Origin of the sequence: Micromonospora sp. LOL_014 (genome assembly GCF_048060245.1) — a bacterium.
GTDB lineage: Bacteria > Actinomycetota > Actinomycetes > Mycobacteriales > Micromonosporaceae > Micromonospora_E.
This window is the reverse complement of sequence record NZ_JBHMIP010000010.1, coordinates 98,713-118,122: the sequence shown is the minus strand read 5'-3', so window position 1 is coordinate 118,122 and position 19,410 is coordinate 98,713. Positions and strand designations below refer to the sequence as shown.

Annotated in this window: 13 protein-coding genes and 1 pseudogene; 6 read left to right on the top strand and 8 right to left on the bottom strand. The window is 69.9% G+C overall.

Annotated features, from left to right (window positions below; all coding sequences use genetic code 11):
- Positions 1 to 86: 86 nt before the first annotated feature.
- The 6 genes and pseudogenes from ACFHW1_RS11350 to ACFHW1_RS11325 all read right to left on the bottom strand — a co-directional run.
- Complete coding sequence (locus ACFHW1_RS11350) at positions 87 to 1,670, bottom strand: cellulose binding domain-containing protein (protein ID WP_416615361.1); 1,584 nt, start codon at positions 1,668 to 1,670, stop codon at positions 87 to 89.
- A gap of 328 nt (positions 1,671 to 1,998) precedes the next feature.
- Positions 1,999 to 3,222: an MFS transporter gene (locus tag ACFHW1_RS11345; protein WP_416554187.1), complete on the bottom strand. Its 1,224-nt coding sequence runs from the start codon at positions 3,220 to 3,222 to the stop codon at positions 1,999 to 2,001.
- A gap of 91 nt (positions 3,223 to 3,313) precedes the next feature.
- A complete protein-coding gene (locus tag ACFHW1_RS11340) occupies positions 3,314 to 4,834 on the bottom strand; it encodes a glycoside hydrolase family 43 protein (protein WP_416554185.1) in 1,521 nt (506 codons plus the stop codon).
- 67 nt (positions 4,835 to 4,901) lie between these two features.
- Complete coding sequence (locus tag ACFHW1_RS11335) at positions 4,902 to 6,203, bottom strand: SPFH domain-containing protein (RefSeq protein ID WP_416554183.1); 1,302 nt, start codon at positions 6,201 to 6,203, stop codon at positions 4,902 to 4,904.
- On the bottom strand, positions 6,203 to 7,762 hold the full coding sequence (locus tag ACFHW1_RS11330) for an SPFH domain-containing protein (RefSeq protein WP_416554181.1): 1,560 nt from the start codon (positions 7,760 to 7,762) through the stop codon (positions 6,203 to 6,205). The genes ACFHW1_RS11335 and ACFHW1_RS11330 overlap by 1 nt, the downstream gene beginning before the upstream one ends.
- Positions 7,763 to 7,993: 231 nt before the next feature.
- Positions 7,994 to 8,116, bottom strand: a pseudogene (locus tag ACFHW1_RS11325) (nitroreductase family protein); the annotation flags it as partial.
- A gap of 231 nt (positions 8,117 to 8,347) precedes the next feature.
- Here ACFHW1_RS11325 and ACFHW1_RS11320 point away from each other — a divergent pair.
- Positions 8,348 to 9,838, top strand: coding sequence for an RICIN domain-containing protein (locus ACFHW1_RS11320; protein WP_416554179.1), 1,491 nt, complete (start codon positions 8,348 to 8,350; stop codon positions 9,836 to 9,838).
- A gap of 91 nt (positions 9,839 to 9,929) precedes the next feature.
- Here the strand turns inward: ACFHW1_RS11320 and ACFHW1_RS11315 are convergent, their stop codons facing one another.
- Positions 9,930 to 11,324 carry a short-chain fatty acyl-CoA regulator family protein gene (locus ACFHW1_RS11315; protein WP_416554177.1) on the bottom strand — a complete coding sequence of 465 codons (1,395 nt, stop codon included), beginning with the start codon at positions 11,322 to 11,324 and terminating at the stop codon, positions 9,930 to 9,932.
- 192 nt (positions 11,325 to 11,516) lie between these two features.
- Here ACFHW1_RS11315 and aceA point away from each other — a divergent pair, with 192 nt between their 5' ends.
- Positions 11,517 to 12,854: an isocitrate lyase gene (aceA, locus tag ACFHW1_RS11310; protein WP_416554175.1), complete on the top strand. Its 1,338-nt coding sequence runs from the start codon at positions 11,517 to 11,519 to the stop codon at positions 12,852 to 12,854.
- Entirely contained in the window at positions 12,851 to 14,455 is a 1,605-nt protein-coding gene (gene aceB / locus ACFHW1_RS11305) for a malate synthase A (RefSeq protein WP_416554173.1), read from the top strand. The genes aceA and aceB overlap by 4 nt, the downstream gene beginning before the upstream one ends.
- 105 nt (positions 14,456 to 14,560) lie before the next feature.
- Here the strand turns inward: aceB and ACFHW1_RS11300 are convergent, their stop codons facing one another.
- Positions 14,561 to 15,109 carry a type 1 glutamine amidotransferase domain-containing protein gene (locus tag ACFHW1_RS11300; RefSeq protein WP_416554171.1) on the bottom strand — a complete coding sequence of 183 codons (549 nt, stop codon included), beginning with the start codon at positions 15,107 to 15,109 and terminating at the stop codon, positions 14,561 to 14,563.
- A gap of 316 nt (positions 15,110 to 15,425) precedes the next feature.
- Between ACFHW1_RS11300 and ACFHW1_RS11295 the strand changes: the two genes are divergently transcribed.
- The 3 genes from ACFHW1_RS11295 to ACFHW1_RS11285 are packed head-to-tail and all read left to right on the top strand — an operon-like array spanning position 15,426 to position 19,390.
- Positions 15,426 to 16,478, top strand: a complete 1,053-nt coding sequence (locus ACFHW1_RS11295) for a patatin-like phospholipase family protein (RefSeq protein WP_416554169.1) — start codon at positions 15,426 to 15,428, stop codon at positions 16,476 to 16,478.
- Entirely contained in the window at positions 16,478 to 19,084 is a 2,607-nt protein-coding gene (locus tag ACFHW1_RS11290; protein ID WP_416568242.1) for a hypothetical protein, read from the top strand. Before ACFHW1_RS11295 ends, ACFHW1_RS11290 begins: the two co-directional genes overlap by 1 nt.
- A gap of 39 nt (positions 19,085 to 19,123) precedes the next feature.
- Positions 19,124 to 19,390, top strand: a complete 267-nt coding sequence (locus ACFHW1_RS11285) for a hypothetical protein (RefSeq protein WP_416554165.1) — start codon at positions 19,124 to 19,126, stop codon at positions 19,388 to 19,390.
- Positions 19,391 to 19,410: the final 20 nt, after the last annotated feature.

Sequence of the window (19,410 nt, the reverse complement as noted above, 5' to 3'; positions counted from 1 at the left end):
GCGCCTGACGGGGCGTACAGGCCCGTCAGGCGCATCGGGATGCAGTGGAACTTTGTGGTAAGAACCGCTAATTGTCGCTTTCGTGGTCAGCTGCGGGCCCCAAGGTTCGGGTAGCTGCGTGGTTGCAGGAAGGCAGAGCTCCGGATCCCGCCGTCTGTGTCGCGCGGTCCGATCAGCACCGACGGATCCGTGCTGAGCAGATCCGAGTTGCTCCAGGAACTCTTGATGTTCCACGAGTTCCTGGTCGCCGTGGAATTGCCCAGCGACACCCCCGCCCCGTTGCCGACCGCGAGGTTCGCGGTCAACCGCGAGGTCGAGTTCGCAAACTTGTACCCGCTGCCGCCGTTGTTCCAGGCCGTGGTGCGGTCCACCGTGATGGTGCCCGGGTTGCCGTTGTCGATGAACCCGCTCACCGCGTTGCTGAACGAGAAGCTGTTACGGATGGTGTGGTTCGCGGCCGGGTCGGGGTCACCGCCGCCCATCTTGAACCCGTTGCCGTCGCCGGTGTAGTTGGGCAGATCCCACCGGTTGAAGCCGTTGCCCCAGGCCGCAGAGTCCTCGACGAGGATCGGAGAGGCGAACTCCCAGGCGTCGAAACCGTCGTCGGAGTTGTTCCACAGCCGGACTCCGCGTACCACGTTGCCGGTGCCGGAGCCCTCCTTGATGGCCAGGCCGTCGGCGCTCTCGCCGTTCTTGCGTGGGTCCCGGTTGCCGTACGAGTCGAGGTCGATCACCTGGTTGTTGCTCGCGGCGCCCTGGATCTGCAGGCCGGACTCGTAGTTGTCGCGGGTGACGAGGCGTTCGAAGACGTTGTTGCTGCAGTCGCGGCAGAAGATGGCGTACGGCCCGTGAATAATCTCCAGGTCCCGTACCCGCCAGTAGTCGGCCTCCATGTGCAGCACGCCACGCTCGAGGTTGGGGATGCTGCCACCGACCGGCGCCGGGGTGTGCGGCAGGTCCTCACCGTCGAGAACCACCCGCTCCCGGTTGTAGCTGGTGATCGTGTAAGGGTTGGCCGCAGTGCCGTCCTTCATGATCCGCACGTTGGTGCTGAACTGGTAGGTGCCGCCCCGCATGGCGATCGTCGTGCCGGGGGAAGCCAAGGTCACCGCCCGAGCCAGGGTCGCCAGCGGAGCCCCGACTGTGCCAGGGTTCGCGTCGTTTCCGTTGGTCGCGACGATAAGCGTGTTGCCCGGTGGCGGCACGGTCGGCGGCGGCACGGTCGTCGGCGGCGGGCTGGTGGGAGCGGGTCCGTTGCAGACCGTGCCGTTCAGAGTGAAAGTGGTCGGCACTGGATTCGACAAGTTGTTCCAGGTGCCGTTGAATCCCCCGGTCACAGTGCCGCCGGTAGGGATCGACGCGTTGTAGCTGACGTTTCGCACGACGACGGTGCCACTTGCCGGGTCGGCAGTAAATCCCCAGGACTGGGTGATGGCCTGGTCGGCAGCAAAAGTCCAGCTCAGCGTCCAGCCGTTGATCGGCGCACCGTGGTTGGTAATGGCGAGGTTGGCGCCGAAGCCACCCGGCCATTGCGCGGCGACGGTGTACGTGACCTGGCAGCCACTGGCAGCGCTGGCCGACAGGGTGGTCACCGCGGTCATTCCCGCAGTGAGAGCCACGGTGGCCACAGCCGCCACCGGCCACGCCGGCCGTTGGAGGTGTCGAGTCATGAGTTCTCCTGATGGTCGGTCCAGCGGTCACCGGCGGGCGGCACGCCCCACTGACGACCGGGATCACTGGTGAGTGAGGTTCGACGACGAGCAAGCCGACGGGCCGGTGCCGACCGGCCGGCCGAGTCACCTCCTGGACTTCGACGGCCTGCGGTGAGGTGCGTGAAAGCGCTTTCCACACATCATATTGATAGATGTCATCCCGTCAACAGCCGGGAGCCAGCTGCCCGACAGCGTCGACCGGGTGGGCCCTTGCTCGCTCACACCAGGGCTGGGACCGCGCAACCACGACCGGGCCGGGCCCGGCTGGGTGAAGGCCCGCGACGCGTCAACGGAACGTGGGATGGATCAGGACGAAGCCGGTCACGCTGGCCATCAGCGCGGCGCCGATCAGCACCGGAAGCGGCACCCAGACGGCGTACAGCGCTGTACTGGCGGTCGGCGCGAGCACGAAGGTGAGCCCATTGGTGGCGCCGATCACTCCGGCCAGCCCGCCCTGCTCGTCGCGGCGGACCGCCAGCGTCGGACCGGCGACGTAGCCGGGCATCGCGATACCGAGACCGAGTCCGATCATGGCCATCGCGGCGACCAGGAACCCGATGTGCGTGTCCGGCACCAGCAGAACGAACCCGACCAGCCCGACGGCCCCACCGACCCGCAGCAGCCTCGCCGGCCGCCAGCCGCTGCGCGGCACCACGACGGTCTGCGCGAACGCCATCCCGACACCGGCGGCAAGCAGCGCCGCACCGGTGACCAGACCGGTGGCCTCCGCGTCCAACCCGAACCGGTCCTGGACCAGGAACCCGCTGACCACCTGGACGAAACCGAGCGCGGTGAACATGCCGAACCCGGCGAGCAGGTACGGCCACACCCGGGCGTCGAACGGGCTGACCCGGACCGGCTTCTCGATCAACTCGGTACGGCTCTCCCGGCGCAGCCGCACCGCGACGACGGCCAGCCCGACGGCGAGCAGCACCGGCACCACCACCAGCGGAGCCATCAGCCCGAAACCGGCGAGCAGGCCACCGACCAACGCGCCAGCGACCATTGCCCCGCCCTGCACCGCCCCGATCCCGGCCATCCCTCTGACCCGGGCGGACTGGTCGACCGTGACGTCGGCGATGTACGCCTGCGCGGTCGGTGGCACAGCAGCCATCGCGGTGCCGAACCCGACGCCCCGGAACACCACGAACAGCAGGAACATGGTGGTGCCGGTGACGACGCCCCGCATGCCGAGGTCGGCGAGCAGCGCGAACAGCGCCATCGTCAAAGTGGCCAGGGTAAACGCGGCGACCAGCACCGGCTTGCGACCCCACGACTGGGACCGACGTCCCCACAGCTGGCTGGTCGCTACCACCATCAACGCGGAGATGCTGATGGTCACCCCGACCTGCCACTCGGCGAGACCGATCTCGCGGGCCAACGGGGCGATGATCGGACTCATCGACATCTGGCCGAGAAAGACCAGGAAGACCGCGCCGAGCAGCAGCGGGATCTGCGGCCGCGGGACCCCGGCCGGCCTGTCGACGGGGACCGCGCCGGGTGAGACCATCCGGCCACGCTAACCACCGGTGATCATCTGTACCAAGGACGCCCGTCACACCTGCCACCCCGGCTGTGACCTGCCCGGACACCAGTGGTATTCAGATCTGGCAAGCCACATCCGGTTCGTAGTCGAACCAGTCGAAGCGGACCGTACCGGCGGCGGCGTACATGCCGATCACCCGGCCGGTGAAGCCTCCGGCGACCTCGGTCGACAGGTAACGGCCGTCGAGCTCGGCCAGTACGGCGAACTCACCGTCGGCGGTTTCGAAGCCGAGCCGAAGCACGTCCGGCCCCTGCCGGGGATGCCAGGTCGGCGACGGGACGGCGTCGACCCGTAGCACCACCGGCCCGGCTGGTACCGGCTGGAAGTCCAGCACCGGCCGCAGCGGGCCGATCCGGGCCGCGGCCCGCACCTCGCCACCGCCGGCCTCGACCGTGTAGTGGTGGTTCTCGTCCATCCGCACCGCCAGGCCGCCCCGGCCGGCACCCGGGTCGATCAGGGTCCGGACCCGGCAGGACAGGTGCTGCTGGCGGCGGCCGACGAAGGTGACGTCGGCGTCGCCGAGCGACGCACCGCGCGCCTGCAGGGTCAGCCAGCCCGGCGGCCGGGTCGTCGACCACACGTCGTCAGGCCGGGACCGCACCGACAGCCACCGTGGGTGCAGCCGGTCGGCGTCGAAGTCGTCCCGGGTCGGCGGTGGCGTCACCGGTGCCGCAGGCCAGCGCGGTGCGGTCATTCGCCCGGTGAGCGCGCCGACGACCGGCCAGCCGTCGACCCAGTCGACCGGGGCGAGGAACGTCTCCCGGCCGAGCACGTGCCAGCCGGGGGTGCCGCCGCGCGGCCGGACCCCGAGCAGCACCAGCCACCAGGAGCCGTCCGGTGCCTGAACCAGGTCGCCGTGGCCGGTGTTCTGGATCGGCCGGTCGGTACCGCGGTGGGTGAGGATCGGGTTCGCCGGGCACGGCTCGAACGGGCCGCCCGGCGCCGGGCCCCGGGCGACGGAGATGCCGTGGCCGCGTTCGGTGCCGCCCTCGGCGATCAGCAGGTACCAGTAGGCACCGATCCGGTACAGGTGCGGGGCCTCCGGCGCCTGGGCGCCGGGGGTGCCGGACCACAACCGGCGGGTCGGCCCGAGCGTGGCACCGGTCCGCGGGTCGATCCGCACCTGGTGGACTCCGGCCGTAGTGCACCAGCAGTGACCGTCGTCGTCCCAGGCCAGGTCGGGGTCGATGCCGGCCACGCCGGCCAGGCGCACCGGGTCGGACCACGGCCCGGCCGGGTCGGCGGCGGTGACCAGCAGGTTGCCGCCGCCGTTGGCCACGTTGGTGGTGATCAGCCAGAACCGGCCGTCGTGGTGGCGCAGGGTGGGTGCATACACCCCGCCGGACGACAGGGTCGACGCGGGGATGGCCAACTGCCCGGGGCGGTCCAGCACGTTGCCGATCTGGGCCCAGTTGGCCAGGTCGCGGCTGTGGTAGATCGGTACGCCGGGGAAGTACTCGAAGCTGGAGCAGGCGAGGTAGTAGTCGTCGCCGACCCGGCAGACACTCGGGTCCGGATGGAAGCCGGGCAGTACCGGGTTGGTGAACCCGCCGTCGACCCATCCGTCCACTGTCATGTCGGCCTCCCCGGTCCGGTGTGCGGTGGATGCACCGTACCCGGACCGGGGTCGGACCTGTGTCGGGTCAGCCGTCGTCGTCCCCGCCTGCGGTGGCACCGCGGGCCGGCAGCGCCACGGTACGCGGCAGCAACTGCGCGGTGAGCAGGGTGGACAGTGCCGAGACGTCGCCGCCGCCGGTACCGTCGGTGCGTACCACCACCGGCTGCGGGGCCTTGCCGGCGAGCGCCGCGCCCACCTCGAGCCGGCGCAGCGCCAGCTCGTACTGCAGCACCGCCCGGTTGTCCCGGTACGACTGGGCCAGCCGGCGTTGCGCCTTGGCCTCGTTCTCGGCGGCGATCAGCCCGCTGCGGCCCCGGGTCTCGATCTCGAACCGGACCCGCTGCGCGTTGGTTTCCTGCTCCTCCAGCAGCTGCGCGACCTGCTCACGAGCCTTGTTCAGGGCCGCCTTGACCTCGACGAACCGGGCATCTCGCACCTTCTTGGCCCGCTCGATGTCCATCTGCAGGCTGTCGATGCGCCGTTTGCGGGTCAGCCCCCACTCCTGCTCGTACGCGGCGTGCTCCTTGGCGACCCGTTCCCGGGTGGCCAGGTGCTGCTGATACTGGGTGGGCAGCTGCACGTCGGGAATGTTGCAGCCGGTGATCCGCACCCCGTAGCGGGACAGCTGCCGGTTGAGCAGGTCCTGCATGTCGGCCACGTCGGAGCCACGCAGGTCGTACGCCCGTTCGGTCTGCACCTGGCGGGCCCGCTGCCGGATGGCGTCCTGCACGGCGCTGGACAGCACCAGGTCGAAGTTGCCGGCGCCGATGGTCCGCACGAACAGCACCGCGTCGGTGATCCGCAGCTTCATGAAGAACTCGATCGACCGCAGCGGCACGTTCTCCCGGGTCGGGCAGGCCATCACCGGCGCCGAGTACGGGATCTCGGTGGCGACGTCGACGACGAAGTCGACCCGTGACCAGGGGTGCCACAGGTAGTGCCGGCCCGGCTCCAGGGTGCGGGTGACCGCGCCGTAGCGGGTGAGCACCCCGTGGGTGCCCTGCTCGATCTCCACGATGGACGAGCGCCACCACCAGAGCGCACCGATCAGCAGCAGTACCACCCCGGCCAGGTAGCTGGCACCGGCGAGGGCCCCGTACGCGGCGCCGATCAGCCCGTCGACACCGTTCAGGGTGAACATCACGCCGGACAGCAGGGCGAGCAGACCGAGCCAGAGCGGCACCATCCAGCCGAGCCGTCGCCGGTGCTTGGGAATCACCACCGGTACGAGGCTGCCCGCGTCACCGCCGCGCAGCAGCTGGGCGAGCTCGCTCCACGGCGCTACCGCCTCGGAGATGACCGACCTGCCGCCACTGAGTTTGCTCATCACCACTGTGCCTCCGGGTCGTCGTCGGTCGGCTCCGGCGCACCGGGGGCCAGGGAAACGCCGGCATCGGTGCCCGGCACGGTCGGCTGGTCGGCCGCACGGAGCGCGGCGATCTCCGGCTCACGTCCGGCGATCCGGGCGGCGACCTCGGCCAGCCGGGTGCGCATCGCGGCCATGTCGGTCTCGCTGAACAGGTCGGCACCCCGCTCGCCGACCAGTTCACGGGCCAGCTTGAGCAGGTCCACCCCGACCGCACCGTTCGGGTCGGTGGAGCCGCCGATGCGCACCAGCCGGGGCAGGTGGTCGGCGACCTCCTCCAGGGTGTCCAGCACCTCCCGCTGGTAGCGGTAGTCGAGGATCTCCGGCGCTTCGGCGGCGGTGACCGCCCGGATGTCCAGGGCCTGCGCCTCCAGCAGGGCGGCGTTGGCCCGTGCCTCGGACTCGGCCAGCACGTACCGCTGGCGGGCCAGTGCCTCGGCGCGGTTGGTCTCCCGCTCCACCGCAGTGTCCATTTGCGCCTGGTACTGGGCGATCTCGGCCTGGATGCCGGACAGGGTCTCGTGCAGGGTGGCCAGCTCCTTGGCCAGGTCGCCCTCGTCCTGCTCCTTGCGTAGCTGCAGCGCGTACTGGTGGGTGTAGGCGTCCTTGGCGACCCGCACCATCTCGGGCGCGGCGAGGTCCATCCGGTACTCCCGGTCGGCCGGCTCGGCGTGGGTGATATTGGCGTTGGTCAGCTCGACAGCCGGCAGGAACTGCTGGTTGAGCTGCTCCAGCAGGCGACCGGTGTCCTCGCCGACCATGTTGTAGATGTCGGCGGCCTGCTGTTCGTAGATCAGGCTACGGATGGTCTCGCTGACCGCGTTGCTGAGCTTCTCCTCGAAACCGCGGACCGCGCCGAGGGTGTAGACGAACTCCACCGGGTCACTGATCCGGAACTGGATGAACAGGTCGATGGACGCCTTCACGCCGCCCTTGGTCGGGGCCTCACGCACCGGTGCGTTGAACGGGTACTCGCGGGTGGTGTTGACGATGTACGACACCCGCTTCCACGGGTTCAGCAGGATCACCCGGCCGGGGCCGACGACCTGCTCCAGCTTGCCGAACCGGGTGATCAACGCGGCGCAGCCGTCCGGCACCATGACCATGCCCTGGCGCCACCAGACGAAACCGACGGCGAACAGCGACAGCACCCAGTAGTGGATTCCGAACAGCGGGTTGAGAAACAGGTTGCCACCGCCGACCGAGACCACCGCGGAGCCGAGTACGCCGAGCACCAGCAGCAGCGACACCGGCAGCATGGTGACCAGCGAACGACCGCGCGGAATCACCATCGGGCAGATGACGTGCGCCGCCCCGCCCTCGCCGCGCCGCTGCTCGCTGCGGTTGAGCACCTCACCCGCGTCGTCAAGCGGCACCCGGCGCTGCTCCATGACGGTGTCGATGCTGCCGCCGAGGTCGCGGGCAGCCGGAAAGTCGACCGGATCCATCCCGTCCTCGACCGACTGACCTCCACCAGCCCCACCGGTCACGACACCGCCACGGCGGCCCAGTTCGGCCATGGCCAGCTGGCGAGGATCATTACCTTCAGCGATCGCAGAGGCAGCCTTGCGTATACCCTGTTGGACCCGTGACACGGTTCCCCTTCCGTAGATCTCGGTCGGCGCCTGGCTCGGGCAACTCGGCGCACCGGTCCGGCGAAATGCTAGCCACCCAGGTCAACCAGGGTGACAGCTACGCCGGGTCGGGGACCGACGTGGGCATCGAAGCCGCCGAGCTGGTGCACGGCGAGCCCTTCGTGCTGGGCTGGGTGCCCAGCGTGCGGCTTCCAGCAGCGCGGTCAGCTGCCGGTCGGTGAGCCGGTGCTCGGGGTCGAAGGCGCGCGGGCTCCACCGGTCGGCGAGCAGCGGGTGCAGCGGCTCGGAGGTGGTCGCGGTCTTCGCGAGATCGGACACCAGGTGCTCCTGTCAAGCTCGAGGTCGAGAGTCGAGTGTCGAGGATCGGCGGTCGGTACGACCGTACGACGATCCGCAGGTGACCGGCGACCCAGCATATCGATTTATGTCGCTTCTATGCCTAGTCTGAGTCGACATACGTGGTGTCGTACGTCCGCGACACCAGACCCGGCCACCTGAAGGAGGCACCCGATGCCTGCCGCACCCCGCACCCGGCGACGCCCCCACCGACGGCGTCTGGTCAGCACCGCCTGCGCCGCTCTGTCCGTCCCGCTCATGCTGGTCGCCGCGCTCGCGCTGGCTGCCCCGCCGGCCGCCGCCGCACCGGTCACCGTCACCAATGCCACCCAGTTCACCGACACCACCGGCGCCGGCGTCCACGCCCACGGCGGCGGCATGATCAAGGTGGGCGGGTACTACTACTGGTTCGGTGAGAACCGCCACGACGACCATACCTTCCGGTACGTCTCCGTCTACCGGTCAACCGATCTGCGCACCTGGGAGTTGCGCAACCACGTGCTGCGGCAGAACAGCAGCCCGGAGCTCGCTGTCGCCAACATCGAGCGTCCCAAGATCCTCTACAACCCGGCCACCGGCAAGTACGTACTCTGGATGCACTGGGAGAACGGCGTCGACTACGGCCAGGCCCGGGTGGCGGTGGCCACCTCCGACACCGTCGACGGCAACTACACGTACCTGGGCAGTTTCCGGCCACTCGGCTACGACTCACGGGACATGACCGTGTTCCGCGACGACGACGGCACCGCGTACCTGATCTCCTCGACCCGGGTCAACGCGGACCTGAACATCTACCGGCTGACCTCCGACTACACCGGCGTCGCCGGCCTGGTGCAGACCCTGTGGCCGGGCAACTACCGGGAGGCGCCGGCCATGTTCAAACGTAACGGCGTCTACTTCCTGGTCACCTCCGGCGCCACCGGCTGGCAGCCCAACCAGGCCCGGTACGCCACCGCCTACAGCATCACCGGCACCTGGACCGCGCCGACCGCGTTCGCTGACAGCATCACCTACGGCTCCCAGCCGGCCTACGTCCTGCCGGTGCAGGGCACCGCCACCACCTCATACCTGTACCTTGGTGACCGCTGGGCCAGCGCCTGGGGCGGCCGGGTCAACGAGTCCCGCTACGTCTGGCTGCCGTTGACCTTCCCGTCGGACACGTCGCTGAGCATGAGCTGGCACCCACAGATCAGCATCGACACCGCGACCGGGCAGGTCACTGGCGTCGGCGGCGGGTACGCCTACGAGACGCTACGGGCCCGGCACAGCGGCAAGTGCCTCGATGTGCTCAACGAGTCCACTACGGATGGTGCCGGCGTCGCCCAGTACGGCTGCCACAACGGCGGCAACCAGCACTGGCAACTGCGTGACCTGGGCACCGGCTACCACCAGCTGGTGGCCCGGCACAGCGACCGCTGCCTGACCGTGTCGAACGGCTCCACCGCCGACCACACCGCCGTTGCCCAGTACGCCTGCCAGCCGGGACGCACCGACCAGCAGTGGCAGCTGGTCGACGCCGGCTCCGGCTACCAGCGGATCGTGGCCCGGCACAGCGGCAAGTGCCTCGACGTCGCCGGGTACTCCACCGCCGACAGCGCCCGGGTGATCCAGTACACCTGCGGTACCGGCGGCAACCAGCAGTGGCAGCGGGTCGGAGTCTCCTGAGACCGGTGCCGGCCAGGCCGCGGGACCGGGCGGCGTGGCATCGCCGCCCGGTCCCGCAACGTCACAGGTCGGTCCCCGCAGCAGGTACGGATCAGTCCCGCAGCGGGTACGGGATGAAGGTGCTGCGGTTCTCGTCGACGTCGAGCCGCCGGCTGATCGGCGGAGCGGCCCGCTGCGGGCAGGTCATCCGTTCGCAGGTCTTGCAGCCGGGGCCGATCGGGGTGGCGGCGTCGGCGGCGTGCAGGTCCATCCCGGCCGAGTAGACCAGCCGACCGGCATGGCGGGTCTGGCAGCCGAGACCGATCGCGTACACCTTGCCGGGTTGACCGTAGCCACCGTGGTGGCGGATGACGGTCCGGGCGATCCACAGGTAGCGCTGGCCGTCTGGCATCGCGGCGACCTGGGTGACCACCCGGCCCGGCGAGCCGAACGCCTCGTAGACGTTCCACAGCGGGCAGGTGCCGCCGGTACGGGAGAACGGGAACCCGGTCGCCGACTGACGCTTGGACATGTTGCCGGCCCGGTCGACCCGGACGAACGAGAACGGCACCCCGCGCGAACGGGGCCGCTGCAGGGTGCTCAACCGGTGGCAGACCGTCTCCCAGCCCATCGCGAAGTGCTCGGTGAGCAGGTCGATGTCGTAGCGGCGAGTCTCGGCGGCGGAGAGGAACCGCTCGTACGGCAGAATCAGCGCGGCGGCGAAGTAGTTCGCCAGGCCGACCCGGGTGAGGATCTGGGTCTGGACATCGTCGAACCCTTCCTCCTCGATGATCTCGTCGATCACGTCGGCGTACTCCAGCAGGGCGATCTGCGCGGCCATCCGGATCGCCTCCTGCCCGGGGCGCAGCGAGGTGGACAGGTGCAGGGTGCGGGTCTGCGGCCGGTAGCGGTGCAGCTCGCCGCCGAGGGAGTCGGCGTCGTCGCGGGAGATCCGTACGCCGTGTCGCTGCGCCAGCCGGTCCTGCAGCGCCGCCCGCGCCTCGCCCCGGCGGATCCCGATCTGATCGGACAGCCGCTCGGCGGCCTCGTCGACCGCCGGAACGTAGTTTTGTCGCCGGTAGAAGAACTCAGTGACCTGGTCGTGCGGGCTGTGGCCGATCCGCTCCCGGTCGCCGACCAGTTCGGACAGCTGCTCGTCGGCCTGCTGGTAACGACGGTGCAGGTCGAGCACGGCCTCGGCCACCTCCGGCAGCCGGGAAGCGAACTCGGTCAGGTCGCCGATGCCGGTGCGGGAGCCGAGCGCCTCGCGCAGCCCGGCGACGAGTCGCGGGGTGTCGTGCGGGGCGAAGCTGGTCGGGTCGACGCCGAAGACCTCGGTGATCCGCATCAGCACCGCGACGGTCAACGGCCGGGAGTCGTGCTCGATCTGGTTGAGATAGCTCGCTGAAATGTTGAGCTGCCGGGCCAACTCGGTCTGACTGATCCCCCGGTCCTCACGCATCCGGCGCAGTCTGGCACCGGCGAAGGTCTTGGCGATCGCCCTCACCTCCACGCTCGTTCCAGCTGTGATCCGCCAACGTTAACACGCGACCGGCCTGCATTAGCAGGGCTGCGAATCGCTGCTTTCACAAGTTGGCAGAATGGGCCGGAGACTTTCCAATAATTGGCTACTTTCGTCTCTCGACCAGTCGCCGGCGTCATGTGACCGTTGGTCGCACGCCACCCGAAGGAGACGACGATGCACACCGCAGTAGAGACCGTGCAGAGCGCAGTGGATCAGTTGCGACACGAATGGGACACCGATCCGCGCTGGCACGGGGTGCGGCGCAGCTACCGCCCCGAAGACGTGGTGCGGCTGCGCGGCGCCATCACCGAGGAACACACCCTGGCCCGGCACGGGGCTCGGCGGCTGTGGCAGCTGCTGCACAGCGAGGACTACGTCCACGCCCTCGGCGCGCTCACCGGCAACCAGGCGGTGCAGATGGTCCGGGCCGGGCTGAAGGCGATCTACCTGTCCGGCTGGCAGGTGGCCGCCGACGCCAACCTTGCCGGGCACACCTACCCCGACCAGAGCCTCTACCCGGCGAACTCGGTGCCGGCGGTGGTCCGCCGGATCAACAACGCGCTGCTACGGGCAGCGCAGATCAGCACCGCCGAGAGCGGTACGGACGGCGCCGGACCCGACAGTGCCGGGCCGGGCGGTGGGCACGGCCCGGCGACCGACTGGCTGGCCCCGATCGTCGCCGACGCCGAGGCCGGCTTCGGCGGCGTGCTCAACGCGTACGAGCTGATGACCGCGATGATCGCCGCCGGCGCGGCCGGGGTCCACTGGGAGGACCAGTTGGCCGCCGAGAAGAAGTGCGGCCACCTCGGCGGCAAGGTGCTCATCCCGACCGGCGCACACCTCCGTACCCTCGAAGCCGCCCGGCTGGCCGCCGACGTGGCCGGCGTGCCGAGCGTGGTCATCGCCCGCACCGACGCGCAGGCCGCCACCCTGCTGACCACCGATATCGACGAGCGGGACCGGCCGTTCGTCACCGGCGAGCGCACCGCCGAAGGCTTCTACCGGGTGCGCAACGGCATCGAACCGTGCATCGCCCGAGGCCTGGCCTACGCGCCGCACGCCGACCTGCTGTGGATGGAGACCAGCACGCCGGACCTGGAAGTCGCCCGCCGGTACGCAGAGGCGATCAAGCGCGAGTACCCGGACCAGCTGCTGGCGTACAACTGCTCACCGTCGTTCAACTGGCGCAAGCACCTCGACGACGCGACCATCGGCAAGTTCCAGCGGGAGCTCGGCCACATGGGGTACAAGTTCCAGTTCATCACCCTGGCCGGCTTCCACGCGCTGAACTACTCGATGTTCGACCTGGCGCGCGGCTACGCCAGTGACGGGATGAGCGCCTACGTGTCGCTGCAGGAGCGCGAGTTCGCCGCCGAACCGGCCGGCTACACGGCGGTGAAACACCAGCGGGAAGTGGGTACCGGCTACTTCGACCTAGTCTCTACCGTGCTCAATCCGGCCGGCGAGACCACCGCGCTGCGCGGCTCGACCGAGGAGGAGCAGTTCGCGTGAGGTACGAGATTCTCGGCCCGATGGCCGACCGGTTCAACGAAGTGCTCACCGCCGAGGCGCTGGAGTTCCTGATCGCTCTGGACGGCGAGTTCGCCGCCCGGCGGGTGGCGCTGCTGGACACCCGCCGCGCCCGGCGGGCCCGGTACGCCTCCGGACAGCTGCCCGACTTCCTGCCGGAGACCGAACACATCCGCACCGACCCGACATGGCGGGTCGCCCCGCCCGCACCCGGGCTGGTCGACCGGCGGGTGGAAATCACCGGGCCGACCGACCGGAAGATGACCGTCAACGCGCTGAACTCGGGCGCGAAGGTGTGGCTGGCCGACTTCGAGGACGCCACCAGCCCGACCTGGCGCAACGTGATCGGCGGTCAGCTGAACCTGATGGACGCCCTCGACCGGCGGATCGACTTCACCGACGAGCGCGGCAAGCGGTACGCCCTCGGCGACGACCTCGCGACGATCGTGGTCCGCCCGCGCGGCTGGCACCTGGTGGAGAAGGGCATCGTGGTGGACGGGCGGCCGATCTCGGCCAGCCTGGTCGACTTCGGGCTGTACTTCTTCCACTGCGCCCGCCGGCAGCTCGACGCCGGTGCCGGGCCGTACTTCTACCTGCCGAAGTTGGAAAACCACCGCGAGGCGCGGCTGTGGAACGACGTGTTCGTCCTCGCCCAACGCCGGCTCGGCCTGCCGCAGGGCACCATCCGGGCGACCACGCTGATCGAGACGATCACCGCCGCGTTTGAGATGGAGGAGATTCTGTACGAGCTGCGGGAGCACTCGGCCGGGTTGAACGCCGGCCGGTGGGACTACATCTTCAGCGTGATCAAGAACTTCGGGCAGTGGCCGGACTTCGTGCTGCCGGACCGTGCCGAGGTGACGATGACGGTGCCGTTCATGCGGGCGTACACCGAACTGCTGGTGCGGACCTGTCACCGACGCGGCGCGCACGCCATCGGCGGGATGGCCGCCTTCATCCCCAGCCGGGACCCGCAGGTCAACGAGGCCGCGCTGGGCAAGGTGCGGGCGGACAAGCAACGCGAAGCCGGCGACGGCTTCGACGGCTCCTGGGTGGCCCACCCGGGCCTGGTGCCGACCTGCCGGAAGGTCTTCGACGCGGTGCTCGACGGACGTCCGCACCAGGTCGACCGGTTGCGCGACGAGGTGGCGGTGACCGCGACCGACCTGCTGGCGGTGGACAAGACGCCCGGCCAGGTGACGGCGGCCGGGGTCCGCGCCAACGTCGCGGTGGCGCTGCGGTACGTCGATGCCTGGCTCAGCGGCGCCGGCGCGGTGGCGCTGTGGAACCTGATGGAGGACGCGGCAACCGCCGAGATCGCCCGCTGTCAGCTCTGGCAGTGGCTGCACCACGGCACCCCGCTGGCCGACGGCGGGTGCGTCACCGAGGACCTGGTCCGGTCGATCCTGGCCAAGGAGCTGGTTGCGCTGGTCGACGGACGCTACGGACCGGACCGCGACCGCGCCGAGGCGGCGGCCCGAATCGTCGAGGAGACCGCGCTCGGCGAGGAACTGCCGGCGTTCTTCACGACCGAAGCGTACGCCCGGCACCTGTCCCCCGCCGCGGTGACGGACCAGCGCTGACGCCGCCCCGCGGTCACTGCGGGTTGCGGACAGCCGCCAGCCACCGGCGGCGGACCGACGGCCGGTACGGGCTCAACGACGCGCCCGTACCGGCCCACCGTGCGGTCAGCGCCGGCCCTCGGCACACTCCTCGACGAGCTTGGCGCAGAACGCCGGCAGGTCGTCCGGTCTGCGGCTGGTGACCAGACCGTTGTCCGCCTGGCATTCGGTGTCCACCCAAGTCGCCCCGGCGTTGGTCAGGTCGGTACGCAGACTCGGCCAGGAGGTCAGGGTGCGGCCTCGCACCACCCCGGCCTCGATCATCGTCCACGGCGCATGGCAGATCGCCCCGACCGGCTTGCCCGCGGTGAAGAACGACCGGACGAAGTCGACCGCGTCCGGGTCGGTGCGCAGAAAGTCCGGGTTCGCCACCCCGCCGGGCAGCACCAACGCGTCGTAGGCATCCGGATCCGCCTTGTCCGCGGTGACGTCCACCGGATACGTCCGGGACTTGTCCAGGTGGTTGAAGGCCCGGATCTCGCCCGGCTGGACCGACACCAGTTCGACGGCGGCGCCCGCCGCCTCGACCGCTTCGCGGGGCTGGGTGTACTCGACCTCCTCCACCCCGTCGGCGGCCAGGAAGGCGACCCGTTTGCCCTGCAGTGTCGTCGCCATCTGCGGCTCCTCTCACTCGCGTACGGTGTCCAGTTGGTACATCTGCCCCAGGACCACCCGCTCAAACCCGACGTGACAGTGAAGTGCGTGACGCGCGATGTGACGGTCGAGCGACAACGGCGGTGAAACCTGGACCATCAGAGTCTTCTTCACGAAGGGGGCGCCGGATTCGTAGATCAATTCCCGGGGGATTCGGCATCTGCGAATACTCGCGTTTGCCGAATAGATCGGTCGACTGGCAACATCGGTAGAGTGAGTCCATCGTCGATGGTGTCGCCCGCCGGTCACGGCACCGCCGAGAAGGTCGGTTGAGATCGTGGGCGAGTCACCGGACGCCATCGAGATGCAGCCTTGGGACGCCGAGCACCCGGTGCTGAAGATCATTCGGAAACGGCGTGACTCCGGCAGTCGGCCCGGTGCCCGCGATCACGGTGACACAGCGAAGGTCGGCCTCGCGGTCGAGGGTGGCGGGATGCGGGGAGTCGTCTCGGCGTCGATGCTCGCGACGCTGGAGGACCAGGGTTTCAGCGGCGCGTTCGACGCGGTGTACGGCTGCTCGTCCGGCGCGGTGAACAGTGCCTATTTCCTCGCCGGCGGGACCTGGTACCCCGTTTCGATCTACTACGACGACCTGACCAGCCACCGGTTCATCGACTTCACCCGCGGCCTGCGTGGCGGGAACATCCTCGATCTCGACTACGCGTTCGGAGAGATCGTTGAGATCATCAAGCCGCTTGCCTATGACCGCGTTCTGGCAGCCGACCTCCCACTTCATATAGCTATCACCGATGTCGATGCAATTTCCACCCGGCTGATATCCGATTTCTCCGACCGTGCCGACCTCAAGGCAGCGCTGCTGGCCTCCGCCTGGCTGCCGATCGCCGTACGGGGGACGGCGCAGTTCCGGGGCTGGCGGGCTCTCGACGGTGGCGTGGTCACCGCGCTGCCGTTCCGGCTCGCGCTGCGCGACGGATGCACCCACGTGCTCTCCTTGAGTACCCGGCCCATGCGCAGCGGCAACGGCGGGCTCGGTCTGCAGCACCGGTACACCTACCGCTACCTGGAGAAGATGAAGGAAGGGCTGGGCGCCGCCTACCTTGCCTCGGTCCGGCAACGGCTCCGCGACCAGGTCGACCTCGCCGCCCGGCGCGGCACCGCGAGCCAGCTGCCGCCGTACGTCCTCGACCTCGCCCCGTTGCCCGAGGACACCGAGGTCAAGCGGCACGAACTGCGCTCGCATCTGCTGATCAGCGCGGCGCGCCGAGCGTACTCCCTGATGTACTGCGCGGTCGAGGGACGACCGGCGGCGCTGCTCCGTTCGGGCCGGCTGCACGCGGTGCCCCGCCTGATGGTCGTGGACCAGCGCTGATGGCTGGCCGACCCACCCTCGACCAGCTGGTCGAGGAGCTTTCCCGACCGCCCACGCCGCCCGGCCCGGAGCTCGACCGGCTGACGAAACTACTGCTGCCGGCCAGCGGTCAGGCGGCCGCCGAGCGGCGGGCGACTGCGGCGGACCGACCGACGGCTGACGAGCTGACCTCCTGGCGGGCGCTGCTGCGTGACGTCCCGTTCGACCAGCGGTCCTTCGACGATCGGTTCCGCCCGGGCAGCTGGAAAGCGGTCCTCGACAACCTGGCGCGACAGTGCGACCGGCTCGCCGATGGTGCCGCCGACCTGCCGGCACCGCGTCGGCAGACGGTCGGCTTCCTGGCGCTGCTGTTGATCACTCTGACCGGCCTGGCCGAATCGAGTGACCGCCGGACCGCCACCGCGCCGGCCCGGGCGGGTACCGCCGACGGGAGCGCACCCCTACCCGGCCACGACTGTCCCGGCGTGTGCGGGCGTCTTGTACGGCAGCGGCCGGTACGCGAGACGATCCGCGAGCTGTACCGGCCGGTCGGCGGACCGCTTTCGGACCAGGCCGGCCAGGATGCCGTCGCGGGGTCCGAGTGGACCGCCGGAGTCGACTTCGACACCCTCGAGTTCCACGAACACGGGACCACCTCGCTGATCCTGCGCGGGTCCGGCACGCGACGGGGTGGGCTGCGTCGACCCTTCGCCCTCAAGTTGATCCTCTACCCGTACCTGCGGATTCCGCGCATCGCGAGCACGACGAAGGCGTACGCCGGGCTCTACGATCTCGCCGGCGTCCCGGCGGACCATCTGGTCGCGGTCTGGGCCAGCTCGCAGAGCTGGATCCTGATGGACTTCGTCGCCGGGCGTCCGCTCCACGAGGTGTGGCGGGAGCGTGCCGCACGACGCCGCTCCGCTCGACGCGTGCGGCCCGGGCGGTCGGCGACAGCCGGCGACGACCAGGGCCTCGGCGAGGCCTCGGTCGACCGGTTCGCGCTCCTGGCCGACCTGCGGGCCTACGGCACGGCCGCCTTCCTGGCGCTCGCGGAACTCGACCGGTTTCTCAACGCCGGCAACCACCCCACCGAGCCGACCAGGCGGGGGCACGGCGACCTCGCCCCGTCGAACATCATTGTGACCTACCGGGATGGCCGGCCCGTCTTCCGGCTGATCGACATCGGCGCGAACTACCTGTACACGTACGCCTTCGGTGCGCTCGAAGGCCCGGACGGACAGTTCGTCGCTCCTGAGGTCAAGGCCGACGGGACGGCCGGTGACAAGTCCGACGTCTACTCGCTGGGCAAGTTGCTGACGATGTTCGGTGGCGGGGAACCGGGTGATGTCGTTCCGGACGAGTTCTACGCCCACGCGCCGCTACTGGCCCGGTTCATCGAGGACCTCATCGACACGCACCCGGACCACCGGTTGCTGCTGTTCTCGCCGGACGCCGATCCCACCGAGCTGTGCCCCGTAGCCGGTGAAGAACATCAACCGGCACCGGACATCTCCCGGTACGCCCGACTCCACGCCGCCTTCACCGCGGAACTCGATGCCGAGGCGGCCCGGACTCCGCCGACCGACGACCGGCTGGTCCGCGGCACCTGGGAACTGTTTCAGACCCGACTCACCCTCGGACTGTTCCGGCCACTCGCCGGTGCCCCCGGTCAGCTGCGCCGCATCTACCGGACCCGCCGAGGTGAGTCGGGTGCCGCCAGCCGCGCGTCGGCCCTCGTCGCGGCCCGGCTGTTGGCCTGGTCCTGGCTCTCCTCGGTGGCCTGGGCGGTCACCTTCTCCATCACCCTCATCTGGATCGTCCGGCAGTTCGACTGGTCCTGGGGCAACCGGATGGTGGAGGCGCTGCAACGGATGCTCGGCGGCTCGGAGGACCGCTTTCCGGTCCTCGACTCGCTCCGCGCTCCGGGCTATTCCATACCGGACATCGAGACGAACGCGCCGGCCCTGTTGGTCGGTCTGACGTACGCGATGGTGTCGGCGAAGTACTACCACAACCTCTTCGCGGGCATGGATCCGCTGGCCGCCGGCTGGCGGGCCGGCGGTCTCACCGTCCGCGCCGTCCTCGCCCAGTTCACCATCCGGATACAGACGATCACCGGTGCCCTACTGGTGCTGCCGATCGTGCTCTACGACCCCAGACTCTGGCCGATCAACAGTGCCATCGGCCAGACCCTGTCGCTGTTCACGAACAGCGCGGTGCTGCTGTTTGCCCGGCGCGCTCTGGCCGACGCGCGGCGACGCGGGCTGAGCACGGTGCCGTCGAGCGACGCGAAGGCAACCGGGCTCGCGTCGTTCGCGGAGTGGACGCCGACCTCGCTTTTCTACGCGGGGATCGTCTGGACAATCGGGCTCGCGGTCTACCAGGGCGCGCTGCAGGACGTGTACGTGTACGCCTTGTCCGTGGCGTCGATCAACCTCTTCCTCTTCTACATGATCAAGTGTGGCCGGGGAGCGGCCGAGGTCAGGACCGCGCTCACTCGGGCCACCAGCGCGGCCGAACGACTGCGGTACCTCGCCCTCGCCCGCGACCTGAACCACCGCTGGCCCGGCCCCGACCCGTCCCGGGGCCGGGCCAGCGGCCCGGCGACGACGCATGAGCGGCGCTGAGCGGCGCTAGCGCTCAAGCAGGGGGGGCGCAGCATCTTGATGATTTCCTCGGGTGCCTCCTCGGCTATGAAGTGCCCGGCCGAGGTGGTGCGGTGCGCGCTCTGCGCCCGCAACAGTCTGGCGACGTACGAGATCCTCGGTCATCTCGTCCGGTTGCAGGCCCGCAGCGGGGGGGTCTGGCACGGCGAGGCGATCCGCTTCGACGACGACACCGGCTGGGGTCGCTACCGGCCCTGGGCGGCGAGCTGGCCGGGACCGCGCCGGACACCGGGTGGCGGCCGGCGCCGCCCGACCCGGCAGACATGATCGGCGCGGGACGGGCGGGC